Annotated in this window: 16 protein-coding genes and 1 tRNA gene; 9 read left to right on the plus strand and 8 right to left on the minus strand. The window is 59.4% G+C overall.

The window, feature by feature from the left end; translation table 11 throughout:
- Window positions 1–57: 57 nt before the first annotated feature.
- A complete protein-coding gene (locus DCC25_RS03830; protein WP_110100773.1) occupies window positions 58–1,575 on the minus strand; it encodes a pyridoxal-phosphate dependent enzyme in 1,518 nt (505 codons plus the stop codon).
- A gap of 150 nt (window positions 1,576–1,725) precedes the next feature.
- Here DCC25_RS03830 and DCC25_RS03835 point away from each other — a divergent pair, with 150 nt between their 5' ends.
- The gene (locus DCC25_RS03835; RefSeq protein WP_110098185.1) at window positions 1,726–2,712 is read left to right on the plus strand and encodes a DNA-3-methyladenine glycosylase; all 987 of its coding nucleotides are present in this window, start codon (window positions 1,726–1,728) and stop codon (window positions 2,710–2,712) included.
- On the opposite strand, the gene trxA is transcribed toward DCC25_RS03835, so the two are convergent.
- Both trxA and DCC25_RS03845 read right to left on the minus strand, forming a co-directional pair.
- On the minus strand, window positions 2,709–3,068 hold the full coding sequence (gene trxA / locus DCC25_RS03840; RefSeq protein ID WP_110097969.1) for a thioredoxin: 360 nt from the start codon (window positions 3,066–3,068) through the stop codon (window positions 2,709–2,711). The two genes, DCC25_RS03835 and trxA, sit on opposite strands and share 4 nt — an antisense overlap.
- A 131-nt stretch (window positions 3,069–3,199) precedes the next feature.
- Window positions 3,200–3,284: transfer RNA gene (locus tag DCC25_RS03845), tRNA-Tyr, on the minus strand.
- 140 nt (window positions 3,285–3,424) lie between these two features.
- Here DCC25_RS03845 and DCC25_RS03850 point away from each other — a divergent pair.
- A complete protein-coding gene (locus DCC25_RS03850) occupies window positions 3,425–3,913 on the plus strand; it encodes a YajQ family cyclic di-GMP-binding protein (protein WP_110097970.1) in 489 nt (162 codons plus the stop codon).
- Between the two features lie 52 nt (window positions 3,914–3,965).
- Entirely contained in the window at window positions 3,966–4,472 is a 507-nt protein-coding gene (locus DCC25_RS03855; protein ID WP_110097971.1) for a hypothetical protein, read from the plus strand.
- A gap of 35 nt (window positions 4,473–4,507) precedes the next feature.
- Here the strand turns inward: DCC25_RS03855 and htpX are convergent, their stop codons facing one another.
- Entirely contained in the window at window positions 4,508–5,404 is an 897-nt protein-coding gene (htpX, locus tag DCC25_RS03860; protein ID WP_110100662.1) for a zinc metalloprotease HtpX, read from the minus strand.
- 97 nt (window positions 5,405–5,501) lie between these two features.
- On the minus strand, window positions 5,502–6,953 hold the full coding sequence (locus tag DCC25_RS03865) for an FAD-dependent oxidoreductase (protein ID WP_110100663.1): 1,452 nt from the start codon (window positions 6,951–6,953) through the stop codon (window positions 5,502–5,504).
- A 259-nt stretch (window positions 6,954–7,212) separates the two neighbouring features.
- Here DCC25_RS03865 and DCC25_RS03870 point away from each other — a divergent pair, with 259 nt between their 5' ends.
- From DCC25_RS03870 to DCC25_RS03880, 3 genes are all read left to right on the plus strand, one after another.
- On the plus strand, window positions 7,213–7,737 hold the full coding sequence (locus DCC25_RS03870; RefSeq protein ID WP_146206406.1) for a hypothetical protein: 525 nt from the start codon (window positions 7,213–7,215) through the stop codon (window positions 7,735–7,737).
- Window positions 7,730–8,248, plus strand: a complete 519-nt coding sequence (locus DCC25_RS03875) for an HIT family protein (protein WP_110097975.1) — start codon at window positions 7,730–7,732, stop codon at window positions 8,246–8,248. The genes DCC25_RS03870 and DCC25_RS03875 overlap by 8 nt, the downstream gene beginning before the upstream one ends.
- Window positions 8,249–8,421: 173 nt before the next feature.
- Entirely contained in the window at window positions 8,422–10,203 is a 1,782-nt protein-coding gene (locus DCC25_RS03880) for an HNH endonuclease signature motif containing protein (protein ID WP_110100665.1), read from the plus strand.
- A 9-nt stretch (window positions 10,204–10,212) separates the two neighbouring features.
- On the opposite strand, the gene DCC25_RS03885 is transcribed toward DCC25_RS03880, so the two are convergent.
- Complete coding sequence (locus DCC25_RS03885; RefSeq protein WP_110100666.1) at window positions 10,213–11,265, minus strand: polyprenyl synthetase family protein; 1,053 nt, start codon at window positions 11,263–11,265, stop codon at window positions 10,213–10,215.
- A 190-nt stretch (window positions 11,266–11,455) separates the two neighbouring features.
- On the opposite strand from DCC25_RS03885, the gene DCC25_RS03890 reads away from it, so the two are divergent.
- Window positions 11,456–12,859, plus strand: coding sequence for an isochorismate synthase MenF (locus DCC25_RS03890; RefSeq protein ID WP_110100667.1), 1,404 nt, complete (start codon window positions 11,456–11,458; stop codon window positions 12,857–12,859).
- On the opposite strand, the gene menD is transcribed toward DCC25_RS03890, so the two are convergent.
- Window positions 12,846–14,603, minus strand: a complete 1,758-nt coding sequence (gene menD / locus DCC25_RS03895) for a 2-succinyl-5-enolpyruvyl-6-hydroxy-3-cyclohexene-1-carboxylic-acid synthase (RefSeq protein ID WP_233487897.1) — start codon at window positions 14,601–14,603, stop codon at window positions 12,846–12,848. The two genes, DCC25_RS03890 and menD, sit on opposite strands and share 14 nt — an antisense overlap.
- A gap of 19 nt (window positions 14,604–14,622) precedes the next feature.
- A complete protein-coding gene (locus DCC25_RS03900) occupies window positions 14,623–15,738 on the minus strand; it encodes an o-succinylbenzoate synthase (RefSeq protein ID WP_110100669.1) in 1,116 nt (371 codons plus the stop codon).
- Window positions 15,739–15,790: 52 nt separating this feature from the next.
- Here DCC25_RS03900 and DCC25_RS03905 point away from each other — a divergent pair, with 52 nt between their 5' ends.
- Both DCC25_RS03905 and DCC25_RS03910 read left to right on the plus strand, forming a co-directional pair.
- Complete coding sequence (locus DCC25_RS03905) at window positions 15,791–16,963, plus strand: phosphatase PAP2 family protein (RefSeq protein WP_110097981.1); 1,173 nt, start codon at window positions 15,791–15,793, stop codon at window positions 16,961–16,963.
- 41 nt (window positions 16,964–17,004) lie between these two features.
- Entirely contained in the window at window positions 17,005–18,528 is a 1,524-nt protein-coding gene (locus DCC25_RS03910) for an NCS2 family permease (RefSeq protein ID WP_110097982.1), read from the plus strand.
- Window positions 18,529–18,548: the final 20 nt, after the last annotated feature.

An 18,548-nucleotide genomic window follows, 5' to 3' on the forward strand; every position in this document is an offset into this window, starting at 1 on the left:
ATGACCTTCGTGAAATCCTTACTTGTCGTAGCTTGTGATAGCTCGTATTCGCCCGTCTTAGCGGGGGCTCAAGAACATTAACAGGTCGTGGTGGGTCATAATTCCAACCGCGAGGCCGTCTCGTGTGGCGATCACTGCCGAGGTGGTTGCCAGCGCGAGGCGGGCATCGCTCAGTGAGGACCGAGCCCCGAGTAATACCGGTTGATCCAGCTTGACAGTGCCGACCGGGTCGGCCGGAGTGAACCGTCCCTGAGCCAACCCGTCCATTAAGGTTGCGGTCGTGATCATCCCGCGCACTTCATTGACCCGAATGTCGGCGGTTGAGGCACTCACCACGGGCAACGTGTCAATGCCGTACCGGTTCATGATCGAGATGGCCTCACCGACTGTGGTTTCGGTGCGGGCGGTGACGACCTCGGGCAGTGATCCCGGCAACCAGGAGTGTTTATCGTCCAAGAGCTCGGCCACCGTGGTCTCGTCCAGCTGTTGCTCAGCGGCGGTACTATCGGCAGTATCGGAGGCTCGGCCCTTGGGGCTGTCGGCACCCGCGGCGAGGCCGTCCCGGTAGGCTGTTCCCAGGCGATCGGGAATAACGGGAGTTCGCTCGCCGGTGGAGAACCCACGAGTGCTCATCCACGTATCGGAGAAGATTTTGCCCAGATAACCACGGCCGGAATCGGGCAGGATCACCACCAACACGTCATCGGCGGAGAGCTTCTCGGCTTCCCGTAGCGCTGCCACCACGGCCATACCGGATGATCCGCCCACTAGGAGCCCTTCTTCGGCAGCCAGCCGTCGCGTCATCGCGAAGGCTTCGGCGTCGGTGATAGCATACACTGCATCGGGAAGGTCCGGGTCATAGTTGTCCGGCCACATATCTTCGCCCACACCTTCTACGTAGTAGGGCCGGCCGGCGCCACCGGAGTATACCGACCCGTCCGGGTCAGCGACCACGATCTTGACCGGGCCACCCTGACGCTGCGCGGAGACATCCTTCAGATAACGTCCCGTACCGGTCATGGTCCCACCGGTGCCTGCCGAGACAACCAGATGGCTAATTGCCCCGGCAGTGTCTTTCCAAATTTCCGGCCCAGTGGTTTCATAGTGGGATTCGGGAGCAGCCGGGTTGAAAAATTGGTTGGGCTGATAAGCCCCGGGAATACTTTCCTCCAGGCGGTTCGCGATCCCGTAGTAAGACTCTTCCGAGTCGGGCGCGACCGCGCTCTGGGAGACCATCACATCGGCACCGTAAGCCTTCAAGACGTCGCGTTTTTCAGCTCCGACCTTATCGGGAGTGACAAAAACCGACCGATAGCCTTTTTGTTGAGCCACCAGGGCCAATCCCACACCGGTATTACCTGACGTGGGTTCCACCACGGTTCCGCCCGGGGCCAGCTTTCCCTCGCTTTCGGCTCGCTCGATCATCTTCAGTGCGATGCGGTCTTTGACCGAGCCACCGGGGTTGAGATATTCGAGTTTGGCCAGAATGGTTGGTTGAACGTCTTTCGCCACCGAGTTGAGCTTCACCAGCGGGGTTGAGCCAATGAGGTCGAGCACGTTCTGGGCGTAGCGCATTTGTAATGACTCGTGATCAGGCTGACTGGTGTGCTGTTCGGTGGTATGGTCCGGTTCAGTCATAGCCACCACGGTACCGCGTTCGCCCCCGGGGTGTCAGCGACTTCGGAACGAAACGACATCTTTGACTCGAAACTCCACAAGAACCCCATGACAGTAACCCATCGTGTGCGTAGCTTCACGACCGAGGCAGCAATTTCCTTGGCGCATACGCTGAAACCCCTGCAACGTGGCACGGGCGATCCGACCACTCAGCTACGCAAGGACGGTTTCTGGACGGCTCTGTGCCCGAACAGTCCCACCGTGTTATGGATCCAGCCTCCGGCCAGTACCACACAGCCGACCACGGTAACCGCCCATGCGTTTGGCTCCGCGCCGGAGGTCCTCGAGCAGGTCCTCGCTGGTGTGCCACAGTTGTTAGGAGTCGACGAGTCGGCGCTACAGGGGTGGGCGGAGTTCGCGCAGGCGCTACAGGCTGATGCTTGGCGTGGACTGTTGCCGTCTGCGGTCATCCGAGCCCACCATGAGCATCCTGGACTGCGACTGCCGGCGACATCCGATCTGGTGGGCGAGCTATTTCGGGTGGTGCTAGAACAGAAAGTCACCCACGATCAGGCCCGGGCGAGCTGGCGATGGTTGGTGCGTTCTTATGGGACGCCTGCTCCGCAGGTGCCCCTGACAGGCGCACCACGGCTAATGGTTCCGCCCAGCGCATCGCGTGTATGGCAGATACCGAGTTGGTCATGGCACCGGGGTGGTGTGCAACCGCCGCTGGCACGGACGATGACTGTGGTTGCTTCCCGAGCCGACACACTCGCCACGCTGGGCCAGACAGTGAGTATCGACGAACTTGCGTCCCGGCTGACCGCCCTACCTGGTATCGGCCCCTGGACTGTCGCCGAGACGTTGCAACGGACTCATGGGGCCGCTGATCTGGTCTCGGTTGGGGACTATCATCTGGCTCACCACGTCGGCGAAGCACTCATCGGGCGCAGAGTGGATGACCACCAGATGCTGGAACTCTTAGCACCTTTCGCCGGCCACCGGCACCGTGTGGTGCGTTTAATTCACCTCTCAGGGCTGCGTTTTTCGCGTTTCGGGCCGAAGCTTGCGCCCATGGATTTTCGAGGTTTTTAGGAGTCCTGGTTCTGAGTGGCCCGCACCTGGTCCATATCCAGATCCCGAACCTTCGAAATCAGATCCTCAAGCTGTTCTGCCGGCATAGCGCCGGGCTGAGCGAAGACCAGGGTCCGGTCGCGCAAGGCCATCAGGGTTGGGATCGAGGAAATATTGGCCGCGGCAGCCAGCCCCTGTTCGGCGTCGGTGTCGACCTTGCCGAAAACGATATCGGGGTGGTTTTCCGAGACCTTGTCATAGATCGGGCCAAACATCTTGCACGGCCCGCACCACTCAGCCCAGAAATCGATCAACACAATGTCATTGTCGGTAACGGTCTGCTCAAACGTGGATTCAGTCAGATCAATAGTTGCCATGGTCCCAGCCTAAAGGATCGGGATATCTGGTTGGCCAGGCTCAGCTCTAGGCCTGAAACCTGTGGACAACCTACGCCCACAGACCGCAATGACACCGGATACCACGCGGAAAAACATCGTATGTGTCTGGATGGTGGCAGGTGAGGGATTCGAACCCCCGAAGGCAATGCCAGCTGATTTACAGTCAGCCCCCGTTGGCCGCTTGGGTAACCTGCCGCAAGGTCCGCGTTTCTCGCGAACGACAACCCACCCTACCGCAGATGCGAAAAAAACCCTAATCTTACTAAGCTAGAGTCACCGTGATGTTCACCATCACCGTGACAGCATGTCCCCACCATGGTTCAGAGGAGACCGTTATGGCTAAGGATGCCACCTTCGACATCGTGTCCAAAGTCGATCCGCAGGAGGTCGCGAATGCGCTGAATCAAGCGACCAAAGAGATCGCACAACGCTACGATTTCAAGGATGCGGCTGCCTCGATTGAACACAATGATCAGGTGATCACCATGCACGCTGCCTCAGAGGATCGCGTCAAGGCTGTGCTGGATGTGTTCCAGTCCAAGTTGGTCCGTCGCGGTATTTCACTGAAGTCTCTTGAGTCTTCCGAGCCCTTTGCCTCAGGTAAAGAGTACCGGATCACCGCCACCATTAAAGAGGGCATCGACCAGGCGACGGCGAAGAAGATTTCTAAGCTCATTCGCGATCAGGGACCCAAGTCTGTCAAAACACAGATCCAGGGTGATGAGTTGCGGGCGACCTCGAAATCCCGCGACGATCTTCAGGCCACCATTGCTTTGCTCAAAGACTTCGAAGATGCCGATCTGCAATTCGTCAATTTCCGTTAACCGCTCAACGCTAGTGTGACAAAGCCTGAGAGACGATCACGCAAGGAGAATCATGCTGTTGCTCGTGGAACCCCATCACCCGGTACGTTATGTCGATATGACCGTCGGCCGGGCATTGGTGCGTCGCAATGTCGAAAACCGTAGCTTGGACACGCTCGAGTGGGAAACCACGGACGATTACCAACCTTCGGAGGTTCTGCCCGCCGCGCTCCGTCGCGGTATTAAGACCGGTCGCGGGCTGATTGTCGACGAGGGCTTCGTCAAGACCTTCATTTCCGCCGATGTCCTCGAGGATGCCCGCGCACAACAACGTGCTCTACAGGACGAGTTGGCCTCGGTGCGCCGGACGGGAAACCAGCCTGCTTACGAACAGGCTCGCCGCCACCAGGCCGAGATCGATGAGCGCGCTGATTCCACCCGTGAGGCCACTCTGAAGGCTGCGGTGGCAGCCAAACAAGAATTCGTGGCTGAACCCATCAAAGACGAGCTACAACAGCACTGGATCGCGGTTACTCAGCGTCCGGTGGAAACCTATCCGGAGCCCAGTAACCATGACTAACGACGAGAGAGGCTGTGTTTCGGCTAGTTAGTCAACTAATCGAGCTGCCCCAAAGACCGCGCCATTCCTTCGAGACGTTGCACCCGATCTTCCATCGGCGGGTGCGTGGAGAACCAGGCTCTGGCGCTTTTACCACCGAAGGGGTTAGCGATCATCATGTGAGCTGAGCTGACCAACTTATTGTCTTCTTGGGGCAGTGGTGCGGCCTGGACACCGTGCTGGAGCTTGTACAGCGCCGAGGCCAGAGCGAGGGGATCTTCGGTCAGGCTGGCTCCATCCTGGTCCGCATCGTATTCGCGCGACCGGGAGATGGCCAATTGGACCAGACTGGCCGCCAAAGGCGCCAAGATCATCGTCAGGATGAGCCCGATGATTGCCAAGGGATTACCGCCGTTATCCCGACCGCCACGACCGGCCCCGACGAACAGCAACATGTGAGACACCGAGGTAATCAGCGAGGCCATGGCCGCAGCGATCGAGCTGGTGAGGATGTCGCGGTTGTAGACGTGCATCAGCTCGTGCCCTAACACTCCACGGAGTTCTCGGGCATTGAGCGTGTGCAAGATCCCTTCAGTACAGCACACCGCGGCGTTCTGCGGGTTCCGTCCGGTCGCAAAAGCATTGGGAGATGAGGTCGGCGAGACATAAAGCCGAGGCATGGGCTGCTGGGCCCGTTGCGACAATTCTTCCACGATTCGATACATCTCGGGTTGGTCTTGTGGCGACACCGAGTAGGCGTGCATCGATTTCAGCGCGATCTTATCGGAATTCCAGTAAGAGATCGCGATCGAAATCAACGACATGGCACCAAAGACTCCGATCCATATCATTCTCCCGGTTGCCAGTGCAATCAGCCAGCCGATTGCCAGCAGGATCACGACCAAGACCATGAACAGCACAAAGGTTTTCAAGCGGTTGTTGTGACTATGCACCGGTGACCCCCTGTGTAGACCGCGTTAACATTAATATTATGCCCAGCTTAGGCGCCCATCCTGAGTGGTAACTGATCTTCCGTGCTGGTGAGAGCAGTTATTTGTGTTGACGGGAGATCGAGACCATCTCCTCATTGGAGAAGACTTTAACCCGTTCCCGACTAATCCCTGCGGTCTGCGAGAACTCTTCTCCCAGTTTCACCTCGTGCGCATCCAGCCGGTGCCATCCTTCCCAGTCGGTGTAGCGGATTCCACGAGACTCCAACAGGTCAATAATGGCGTGTTCATCCGGTTGCTCGGCGGTATAAAGGTGCGGTTCGTCTTCGATGATGTGCCCGATGGTCTCCAGGGCATCGCCTTTAGTATGACCAATCAGCCCGACGGGACCGCGTTTAATCCATCCAGAGGTATAGAGCCCGACCACCGGCTGGTCCTTCTCATCCAGCACCCGACCCTCGCGGTGAACAATCGTGCCGGTTTTGTCGTTGAACCGCACCCCAACCAACGGGGAACCGAAGTAGCCGATGGCCCGGTAGACGGCCTGCACCGGATAGTCGATGAACTCCCCGGTGCCCTGTACGTTGCCGTCTCCGGTCAGTTCCATGCGTTGCATTCGAATTCCGGCGACATGCGTGCCGGACTCATCCGACAGAATTCTCTGCGGTGCTTGTAAGAAGTGCAGGTGCAATCGACGAGTTGCCCCGGTGTCTTCTCCGGATTCCTCACGCTCTTCTTGCTCCAACATCCAGTTGCTGAGCGTTCCCACCATGTTCTTGATCTGGTTATTGCTCTGCGCAACCTGTTCTGAGGCTTCATCGAATTCAAAGTCGTCCGGGTAGAGCACGATGTCCACATTGGGCGAGTGCGCTAATTCACGCAATTCCAAAGGCGTGAATTTCATCTGGGCCGGACCACGACGGCCGAAGATATGGATGTCTTTCGCCCGGGAGTTTTTCAGGCCCTGGTAGACGTAGTCTGGGATCTCTGTCGTCAGCATTTCATCGGCGGATTTCGCCAATACACGAGAGATATCCAGGGCCACGTTGCCGTTGCCAATCACTGCAATAGATTCTGCAGACAGATCCCACTCGTGAGGTGTATGCGGGTGGGCGTCATACCAGTTGACAAATTCCGCAGCTCCGAAAGAGCCCTCCAACTCAGCACCAGCAATGTTCAAGGTTGCATCGTGTACCGCACCGGTCGAGAAGACTACCGCGTCGCAGTAGCGGTGCAGGTCGGCCAAGGTGAGGTCAGTGCCATAGTCAACGTGCCCAAAGAAACGAATATCGCCACGGTCCATCACCCGGTAGAGGGCTTTAATAATGCCCTTAATACGCGGGTGATCAGGAGCCACTCCATAACGGATTAGTCCAAATGGGGCCGGATAGCGGTCGAAAATATCGATGCTGACCTCGAAATCTCGTTCTGCCTTCGTCAGCAGGTCCGCCGTGTAAATTCCAGCTGGCCCTCCGCCGATAATCGCTACGCGCAACGGTCGGTTATCACTAGCAGTCACAAGCCATCCTTCAGTTTGAGTCGTCTCACCCATCTGCCACGGGGTGTAGCCAGTTCACTATGAGAGCATGCGGTCGGCTGACTCACCGGTGAGCATTACGACGCACGCCCCGTGTCCAGCTCGGCGGGTACACCCCAAGTCATGAGCTCACTCTACCGATTTCCGGACGATACCCCGACGCTAAATCCGCCACACTGGCCCAGGGCGAACACCTGTGTGGGTGGATTCACAACGGACCGGATCAGGCCAGTGGGCCCTTACACACATGACGCAGATGATTAGACTAATGGGCATGGCCGATGAATCTTCCACGAGCACCGGGGTCTTCACCGAGCTTTACCAACAGCTACCCCACAATCTGTTAGGGCGAGCCTGGTCGCCTGCCGACGGGATGCCGTTGCAGACACTGGCCGAACGGCTGGCTGTTGGACCGATCTCCGCCGAACTGCGCGACGCACATGAGCCGGTTCTCAGCGTCAACGACCTACCGATTTCTCTCGTTGAGTTCTATCTGTGTTTAGGATCCTGTCCGGAACTGCTGGAAACGACCCATTTCTTTTTCGACCCGGATGAGTTTTTCATCGTCGATGACCACCTGGTATTTCTCGAAGATGAGGAAGAATCTGCAGCCTGGGGGATCCCCGTCGATCAGTTACCACTGCCCGACCCGTTGCTCTGGCGACGTACCGTCGGTGCAGACACACCAGATGGTGAAGGTGACTGGCTCTGTGAAGATGGCACGATCTCAGAAGTCGTTACTGACGTCATCACCTGGGCCCTGAGTGATCCCGACGAAGATGCCGAGGACCATGCCTGATTTCCACGATGTTCCCCTCACCTCCCATGCCCCAGAGGGTTACGTCTGCCCGTTTTGCGGTTTGGTCTCCGGAGACGTGGCTGATCCCAATAACCGGTGTGAAGCCTCCGATGTCGTCTATCAAGACGATGATCTGATCGTCTTTGTTGCCGTTGACGGTTTCGGCCCACATAAAGGGCACGTCATGATTTCCCCGGCCGAACATTACGAATCACTGTATGTCCTCCCGGACCGGGTGCTGACCCGCATTGCCCTGATGGCCCGTGAGGTCGCCCTGGCGATGAAGCGTGCTTGGAATCCTGAGGGCATCTCCACGCGACAACATAATGAGCCGGCCGGCAACCAACATGTCTGGCACTACCACCTCCACATTTTCCCGCGTTACTCCGACGACAGCCTGTATCGTCAGCTCCGTCAGCCGGTCGAAGTAGCTGACCGCCAGCGCATCGCCGAGGGCCTACGCCCGCATCTCAATGCCTCGGCCACCCGGTTGAACCTGGCCTGCTCCTGACTCGTGCTCCCTGGCGTCACCGGCTGACAGCCACCTGTGGACAGCGTTGTCCTTATCCACAGTTGCTCCTGAGCGAGTCCTCCCGATGCCAGAGGCGGTTCTAGTCTGGGTGCAACAAACGGGTCACGCCTCGCACGTTGACCAGATCCTCGACCACGACCAGGCGGTGTGTCATGGCAAAAACGCAGAATTTCCAGGCTAACCAAAGCCAGGGGCCAGATTGGAAAAGTTGGTTTGTCGACACCGAGGGGGCCCCGAGTGTCAGTCTGGGCGAGTTACTAACCACCATCGAGCACCTCGTCTTGCTGGCCTCAGAACAAGCGAAAAACCCCAGCGTCTCGGCACAACTGGCGCACTTCGGAACGGAACCGGCCACAGATTGGAACACCCTGTGGGCGAGCGCGGAACGGGTAGCCGATGATCCGGTGCAGTCACGAGTTATCACCCCACCGAAAGATCTGGACAATGCGTTGCCAGAGATGCACCATCGGCTGGAGAAGATCTCGTATCTTTGCGACGCCATCAAGACCGGACTCACGCAGATGACCCAGCACGCCTTAGAAACCAGTGTCGATCGCCAGAGACTACTTGGCATACCAGAACAGCAGACAGGGATAACTCAGGTCCGACGGTATCTCAGCCAAACACTCGGTGTTGCCGGAACCGAGGCCTCAAAACGTTCTCGGCGAGCGGATCTGCTCGAACCGAGCCCGGCCCGATTAGGACGACCCCCTTCTGCTCCTGTCCTTCCGCTCTTGGCGCGATCTTTTCACGCCGGTCGGGTACCCACAGCCAACGTTGATCGGCTGGTGCGGCTGATTTACGACGTGCGGACATACGGCCAGCAGACAGCCACTGATCCGGAACTGGTACACCGGGTGATCGAGGCGGTCGAACCAGAACTGGTGGAATCCGCACAAACCGTGAACCCCGCCGTCTTCGCTAAGATGTGCCGGCGATGGTTGCACACCATAGCATCCACGATCGATCAGGACGGGCCAGAACCTGCCGAAGTGCTATCTCCCCGGACGGAACAACGCCTTTGGGTTACCAAACGATCCGACCGTGGCGTTGATTTTGGTGGCACCGTTTTCGGGCTGGGCGCCGAACTGTTGCTGACACTAGACGCTGCAGCTAATCAATTCGCTCACGCTACCGGGGGCGGTATTCAGCAACGCCTGGAATTCCCCGAACAACCAGATTCCATTCCCCACCCCATCCGCACCGCATTGCGCGTTGCGTTCCCAACTTTGGATCCAAACACGGTTATGGTTGAGGACCGCCACGGCAACACCCTGACTGCGCATCACTATACGTGGTTCGATACACGCAAGCGCACCCGACGGACCTTGGATGTGGTGGTAGCAGCACTCTTGGCAGCTGTCGGGCTCAACGCCGAAACCAACGGCCTCCCCCGCCACCGGGGTAGCTCAACCAGAATTTTGACCCTGATGGATTACCAGTCGCTACTGGCCACCTACCGCAACCATCACAACGGACCACACAGGGTGCCTACTGTCATGGCGGAACAACGCGTAAGCCAGGGCCAGTTCCTGGGGCCACTATCTGCAGCGGAACTGCGGATCGCCAGTTGTGAGGCAGAACTCATTCCCGTGGTGTTCGGTGGTCGTTCGGAGGTTTTAGATATCGGGCGGGCTCGGCGTCAGTTTTCGCTCAAGCAGTATCAGGCCGTGGTTGCTCGAGATCGAGGGTGTACCGTTCCGGGGTGCACGATCCCGGCCCTATGGTGCCAAATCCATCATTGTCAGCCGTGGAGTCACGGGGGTTCAACCGCGGTGGATAATGCCATTCTGGTCTGCGCAGCCCACCACGCCGATCTCCATCACGGCACGTGGCGATTCGTCGCGCTCGATCACCACGGCGCGTGGTTTATTCCAGCCCCGTGGGTAAATCCGGACTCCACCCCGCAGCGAAATCGCTATTGGAAACACTAGCCTTCCAGGCTAGTTTTGGCGCTCCACGACGTAGTGGGCAAAAGCAATCAGGGCTTGTTTAATCGGAGAGTCGTCGAGGTTTTCGATAGATTCCAAAGCCTTACGCTCCCAGACCCGGGTCAGTTCCCACGCCCGCTCAAGCACCGGGTGCGTGGCGATGGCTTCCAAGGCCTGGTTAACCTGTTCTTGGGTGTCCAGCGGGCCATCAATCAAAGCCACAGCTTGCTGTGCCGACTGATCACCCTCCGCAGCTACCTGACGCAGCAGCAGGGTCGGCAAAGTCGGGACGCGTTCTTTCAGATCAGTGCCGGGGACCTTTCCTGATTTCTCACCTGGAGAAACCAGATCAATAATGTCATCGGCCAGCTGGAATGCCATGCCAACGTTATGACCGTAGTTGCGCATCATGGCCACGACCTCGGACGAGCACCCGCCGAGCAACGCGCCAATGTGCGCGGTGGTAGCAATCAGAGAAGCGGTCTTACCATCAATCACCGCCAGGTAATGATCCAACCGATCTTGGTCTGCACGCGGTCCGACAGTCTCCCACATCTGGCCCATGACCAAACTTTCAAAGGTTTGGGCATGGACCCGGATCACTTCCGCGCTCATCTGCGACATTCGCATCGACGCGCGGGCAAAGATCAGGTCACCGGCCAAAATGGCCAAAGAGTTATTCCACTGCTTATGTGCTGCCGGCACCCCACGACGCATATCGGCTTCATCCATCACATCATCGTGATAAAGCGTCGCTAAATGGGTCAGTTCCAACGCCACCGCGGCACTTCGAATGTTCTCTGACGGGGCATGAACTTGACCGTTGGCAACTCCGGGATCGGCCAACATGCTGGCCAGCACCGCCAGCAGGGGACGTAACCGTTTTCCGCCCGCATCGAGCAGGTGTCGGGTGGTTGCTTCAGCGAGCTCATCTGCATTGCGCAACGCCTCGGCAAGTTCCTCTTCAATGGCGCTGAGAGACTCGACGAGCACCGCCACCAGGTCAGGGTAGTCGTCTAGTACCGAGAAGCCTGCCGGTAATGAAGCAATGGATGGTTCGGTCACTCGTTCAACCCTATCCCATGCGTTGAGATTGTTGGCACTTGGTCAGTCCACATGTCGCGAACGGTTCTGTCTGGAGTATACTCCGGACATCCTCGGACCCGATGTGACGAACACCTCCGGGGATGGTCGATCGCCGTCCAGACCGTGAGCTCATTACCGGTGCATAGAATCCGGTATCTTGAAAGATGCCATGCTTTATACTCTGTCTGTTGCGATCGACCCCGCCGAGTTTTCCTCTGATCTGTCTGCCTTATTAGCCACGGATGTTTCGGCCGCTTGGGTGCGTGAGGGCTACGGCACCGTCGGGTGGGGCATCACCGCCCAGCACCACACCAATGATGCGCAACGGTTTCAGAGTTTAGCGTCGTGGTGGTCTCAGCAAGCACACACCCCGGCACCTGGTACCCACTACCCAGTCCCCCGTACCCCGGGCTTATCGTTGGGGATGATCCCCCCGCGGGCGATGATTTCTGCCACCTTCGATGCCCGCTCGGCCACCGACACCGTTGCACTCGTTCCAGAGGTCCTGTTGATTCATACGCCTGGAACAAGCACACTGGTGTGGCAACTTGATGACTCAGATTCACGTCTGAATCAAGGCTCACAATTCAGCCTATCGATAGAGCAACTCCGTGCCCGGTGGCGTGAGCTACAGGGCACAGCCCACCTGCCGATACAGACGCCCGAGGGCTGGTCGGCAACCCGTGACGCCGAGACCGTCTCGGCGTCACGTATCAGCCGCGGAACGTTCCGGACCGCTGTGGGCCGGGCCCTGGACCACCTTGAGACCACGAACCTGGACAAGGTGGTATTAAGTCGGGACCTGGTGGTGGTCTCGCGGTCTGAGGGCTTCCGCCCACCCACGACTGCCTCCGCACTGGTTCAAAATTATCCGCAAGCGTGGACCTATCTGATCGATGGGCTGGTAGGCGCTACCCCCGAATTACTGGTGGGCCGAACCCATGGACGGATGACCGCACGGGTCCTGGCTGGAACGCTGTCCCGACAACAGGTCGAGTCCCTGGCTCAGACGTCAGCCGAACCGGTCGATGTGAGCCGGGAGCTTTTGGAGGATCGTAAACAGCGATTTGAGCACCAGGCTGCTGTGGAGTCCCTGTTAGGGCGGCTCCGCCCACTGGCTGAGACAGTGCAGGCCGATACCACGCCCTACATTCTCGAGTTACCCAATGTATGGCATCTGGCCACTGATATCAGCGCGACGATGACGGAAAACACCTCGGTACTGGACCTGGTCGAGATCTTTCATCCCACCGCGGCTGTCAATGGTGTCCCGACCGCTAAGGCCCGCGAAGTCATCCACGATCTGGAATACCGTGCTCACGGTCTCGATCGCGGGCGCTATGCCGGGCCGGTGGGCTGGTGTGATGCCACCGGAGACGGTGAGTTCGGTATTGCACTTCGTGGCGGGGTGCAAGAAACCGCCCAAACCATGCGACTCTTTGCCGGTGGCGGGATTGTGCCTGGATCGGTTCCCGATCAGGAATTAGAGGAGACGACCGCAAAGCTAGAACCTATGTTGCAGGCTCTGGGTGTCAAGCTTCGAGACAGCACATCGAGACCTACACAAAACTAGCCCGTACCGCTTCCTGGACTGCCTTCCGGGTGCTGGGACGCAGCTCGCGATCGGAACGGACCTCGATCACGCGACGTCCCGTGGTGGGTTCTGCCAGCAACGACATCAGCTGAAACTCGTTGTTGACCAGCTGGTAGTCGATGTCAAAGGCTTGAGATAGCGCGGAAATGTCGGTGCCGTGCGGCGTCCCAAAGAAACGTTCGACAACCGGGGACATCCCGGGATACTGGGCCACCTGGCCGTGTTCCAGACCGGCGAAGATGGCCCCACCGGTGTCGTTGATGACGACGATGTCCAGATCCGGCTCGGTTTCTAACGACCCGAGAGCCAGGGAGTCATAGAGGAAGGTCAAGTCTCCGCACAACACCACCGTGCGAAGATCGGTGGCCAAGGCAATTCCTGAGGCCACCGAAAGAGTCCCGTCGATTCCGGCCAGCCCCCGATTGGCGTAAATGGTGGAGTGCGGGGTGAACGGCGGTCGCCAGGCGATGTCGATATCGCGGATCACCGAGGAGGACCCGATCACAAGGTTTCCGCGGGCGGTGGCGGCCACGACTTGGGCTGCCCGCATGGCGGTCAGTGCGGACCATTCGCGGTGCCGGTCCTCGGCAACCTGTTCCAACGCTGATTCAATTCGAGCTTGGGCGTGGTTGGAAGCCGCTTGCCAGGCGGCCAACCATCCGGGTGCTCCTTGGCCGGCGAAGCGTGCCAGCTGGGGGAGCTCTTTAATCATGGTTTCCCGCCGGCGGGAGCGGTGGAACCATCCGACCGGGCGGGGCAAATACATGGCAGCTTTCACATCGGGCCGTTTCAACAGCGCGGCAATTTGTCGCGACAGGGTGGGGCGTCCGAAAATGACGGCGTGAGAAATATGTTCAGCCAGCGGGTGAGCGTCCTGACCGGCGCTGGTGCCCAGCAGGAGCGGGTAGCCGGCGACCGCATTACGTCCGTAGCGGGCATTTGAGCTGGGCTCGGCGAACAACGGCAGTCCGAGTGCGTGAGCAAATTCGGCGGCAACGGGGCCAGCTCCATGCCCGGCGATGACCACACTGTGGTGTTCGGGTAGCTCGGAAACATCCAGCGTATGTTGCCGTATCAGAGCCCGACCGGGGTCGTGGTCTCTGGGATCCCATTGTTCGTCGGCAATCCGGTGAACCAGTGGCAGTGGTCCGGTCGCGAAATCGGTAGGGGCAAGGCTATCCGGGCTCGGGACCAGCGGCTCACGGAACCTGAGGTTTAGATGGACCGGTCCGGCCGGTTCCGAGGCGGTCCCGGTACTCAGGGATACCATGGCCTTCACGGTGGCTCGCAGGCTGGCGGGATCGTAGTCTTCGGAGTCGATCGTCACGCTCGCGCGGGCATGGACACCGAAAATATTGCGCTGATCGGTGGTCTGGTTTGCCCCGGTTCCCTGCAGTTCGGCGGGACGATCTGCAGTCAGAGCAATAAGTGCCACGTCGGCGTGGGCGGCTTCCATCACCGCCGGCATCAGGTTGCCAACCGCCGTCCCAGAGGTGGTCAGGACCGCTGCCGGGGCACCGGAACCAAGGCTGAGCCCCAAGGCAGTATGAGCTGCTGCCCGTTCATCAACGCGAACGTAGAGCTTGAACCCTTCCAGATGGGAGGCCTCGGCCAAGGCATAAACCATTGGGGCCGAACGAGAGCCGGGCCCAATCACGACGTGACGAACACCCGCCTGTTGCAAAGTACCAACAATGGTGCGCGCGGTCAGCATGGAGTCCATGCTCACCATGGTAGACCGATCAACCTGCCAGCACGGAATAGGCCTCCTCCAAACGCTGGTGCCATACCTGTTGGCGGTCTTCTGGGAGACGAAAGCGAGCCAGCTTGTCTGGGTCAGGCTCAGACACCTCGGAATGAGACGCCGGAACGGTAAGCTCTCCGTGCTCGGGGATGAGCGGGGGCGAACAGACGTCCTCGCAGAACAGCGCCACCGTCCCCAGACCGCATGCATAGTGCAGTTCGGGCAACGCCCCGGCCAGGGCCAGCCCAGCGCTCATTCCCACGGAGGTATCCAGTGCCGAGGAGACCACGGCCTGCAGACCGGTGGCCTCGACGACCGCCAGCGCGCGACGAATCCCGCCCAGTGGCTGGACTTTGACCACCGCGATGTCGGCAGCTTCGGCGGCAACGACGGCGAAGGGATCTTCGGCTTTGCGGATCGACTCATCGGCGGCCAGGGGTAGGTCGATACCATTTCGAGCCAGCCGGGAACGTAATTCTGCCATGGCGGTCAGACCGGGCACCGGCTGTTCGGCATATTCCAGCCCGGCCTCTTGCAGCACGCCCAATAGGTGGACCGCCTCGTCGACGGTCAGCGCCTGGTTCGCATCAACCTTGATCTGCGCTTCGGGCAACAACTCCCGGACCCGCATCACCCGCTCGTAGTCGGCCTGTACACCGTGTATGTGTCGATCGAGCTGGGCCGGATCGGCCGGGAGTTTTTCGGCGATCTTAATCTTCACCGCCGAAAGGCTCGATAGATCACCGTCGGTAGTGAAACCACGCAACACAGTCTCAACCTGCTCGGCGGCAATGGCTGGCACGGTGGCATTGACCAACACCGTGCTACGCCGCGGCGTGGGAAAACCCAGCCAGCCAGCTTCCAGAGTGGCCGACAGCCAGCGCGAGGATTCCACAGGCCCGTATTCGGCGAAGGGTGAAAATTCTGCCCACCCTCGTGGCCCTTTGATCAGCATCGCTTCCCGCACCGTCAGCCCGCGGAAACGGGTCCGCATCGGAAGCCCGACCGCCACTGCCACACGGTGCAGTTCCTCCCGCGAAACTAGCCCCACCGGTGAGATCAAATCGGGTAACCGGTCATCGCTCCAAGGTGTGTGATCACCGACAGTCTTCATCCTCTCCAGTGTAATTGCGTCAATTCCCAGATAGGTACGGGATAATGGCGCTGTGAACTTTCGGCATCGATCATCCCAGCACGACCCGGAACAGGGCCCCGAATCTGAACCGATCTCCGCCGAAAAACAGGTGCCCTTTGATCCGAAGAAAACATATAACCCATACGGGGAAACCGACATTTTTCAGGTGGATGAGCTACATCCGAACGCCGCCTCCTCCCCTGCCTCACCAGACAGGCTATCCGAGCCCGGCCTCGTCTCCCATGTCTCGGATGAATCGGCTGGCTCACGCCGACGCGAACGCCACCCTCAACACCAGCCGGGGCACGCTCCGATGGCCATCCAGCCGGCCTCCCGTCTGGGACTCTGGGCCCTTTGGGCGCTGGTGATGGCACTGGCGCTGTGGGGCATCTATACCTTCTTCGTGACCTCACATACCGGCCAAATCATCGAACAGGCCGCCATTAACTCGGCCACGCAAAACCTGCAGTCCTTGCACAGCTACTCCCAGATGGTGCTGAGCGAGTTGCCCACCGTGGTCGCAGTCTTGGCGGTGCTGACGTTTGTGGTGATCACCTTATTCCGCCGGCGCTGGCTGGCGTCACTGATCGCGGTAGTGGTATTTGCCGGGGCCAACATCAGCACACAAGTGCTCAAGAATGTCGTGCTGACCCGTCCCGATCTCGCCAATGGCGTGCCCTACTACACCGGCAATTCCATGCCCTCGGGACACACCACCTTCGCTGCCGCTGCGGTGATTGCGATCTTTTTGGTGGTGGCACCACGCTGGCGGTCACTGGTGGCGTTCTTAGGCGCGGTTTTTGTCTCGGCGGTGGGAGTAGCCACCTTCCTCGAGGCCTGGCACCGTCCCGCCGATATGGTCGCGGCCTTGCTGGTCTCGGGCATTTGGGGGCTGATCGGCGGAGCGATCATTTTCCGTGTCGAACCGCAGTGGAATGCTTTCTCAGCTCGGGGCCGCCCCCGCGATCTGGGGTGGAACGCTTTGCTGTGGACTCTGGGGATCATGGTGCTCCTGGGAGCCGCGGCCACCGTGGCGATTGCCACCGGACTGAATATGGTCCCCGAACAGTTCAACCCCAAGTCCTTGGCCAGCATGTGGTACCTGGCTTATGGCGCACTGTTTATTGCCGGGTCCTGCTTTGTGATCTACGGAGTGCTCTCCACGTTCTTCCGCGCTGAGACCGGCCAGCGCGGAAGTCGATAAACAATTTTCTGCTGAAGGCTGAGCGCTATAACATAATCGGCATGGCCAACAACAGCTCTGAACACGGCTCTGCCAAGATCGATTCCGACCATCTCGTGACCGTCAATTCGGTCGCCGATGCCCGTCCTCGCAACGCTCTCGATCGCTACTTCAAAATCACCGAACGTGGTTCCACGCTCGGACGCGAAGTTCGAGGCGGGATCGCCACCTTTTTGGCGATGAGCTACATTGTGGTGCTCAATCCCTTGGTACTCTCCGGGGAAGATGCCGCCGGGGAGGTGCTTGGCATTCCTCGCGTTGCTGCCGTGACTGCCCTGTTGGCCGGGCTGAGCACCATCCTGATGGGCTTGTGGGCCAAACACCCCTTCGCGCTGGCGGCGGGACTGGGAATCAACGCATTTATCGCCATTACCGTGGCGACCACCCCGGAACTGACCTGGCCCCAGGCCATGGGCCTCATTGTGGTCGCGGGCCTGGTGATGATCATCCTGGTTGCTACCGGTTTCCGTGAAGCGGTCTTCCGTGCAATTCCGGACTCTTTGAAAACCGCCATCGTGGTCGGAATCGGCCTGTTCATTTCCCTGATCGGGCTCGTCAACGCCGGTTTCGTGCGCCGTCTACCCGATGAGGCCGGTACGACCGTGCCGGTTGGTCTCGGAACCGGCGGAGAACTCGAGGGCTGGCCGGTGCTGGTCTTCGTGATTGGACTGGTCATCACCGCGCTACTGGTCATTCGCAAGGTCCCCGGAGCGATCTTGATCGGCATTGTCGCCGGAACGGTACTGGCCAATATTTTCGAAGCCATCTTCCAGATCGGCCCCGCCGTGGATGATGATGGTAACGTCAACCCGGTCGGTTGGTCGCTGGTGGCCCCCTCAGTACCGGAATGGACCGCACCGGATCTGAGCCTGCTAGGCAAGATCTCCTTCGGTGCCTTTACCGCCGATTCCGTGGGCGCGGTGATGGCCACCTTGCTGGTCTTCGCGATCCTACTGTCGGTGTTCTTCGATGCCATGGGCACCTCCACCGGTCTGGCCCGGGAGGCTGGCAACGTGGACGCCCAGGGCAATATTCCGCATCTGAACCGGGTACTGATGGCCGATGCCATTGCGGTCACCGCCGGTGGTGCTGGCTCCGGTTCCTCCAACCAGATCTTCGTCGAATCCGGCACCGGCATCGGTGAAGGGGCCCGCACCGGTTTCGCGTCAGTGGTTACCGGCTTGCTGTTCATCCTGGCGATGTTCCTCTCCCCACTGATCTACCTGGTGCCCTTCGAAGCCGTCGCCCCCGCCTTGGTGGTGGTCGGTTTCATGATGGTCACCCAGGTCACCAATATTGATTTCTCCGACTGGGGTGCTGCTATCCCGGCCTTCTTGACGTTCATCCTGATGCCCTTCACCTACTCGATCGCCAACGGCATCGGGGCCGGCATGATTGCCTACGCGGTCATCCGCACCGGTCAAGGACGCATCAAAGAAGTCCACCCGCTGATGTGGGTGGTTGCGGTGGCTTTCGTACTCTTCTTCGGTATGGGCGTCTTCCGCGGATTATTAGGGCTGAACTAGCCCACCAGACTCGGTCCATT

The sequence above is a fragment of the Auritidibacter sp. NML120636 genome (assembly GCF_003185945.1).
Classification (GTDB): Bacteria; Actinomycetota; Actinomycetes; order Actinomycetales; family Micrococcaceae; genus Auritidibacter; species Auritidibacter ignavus.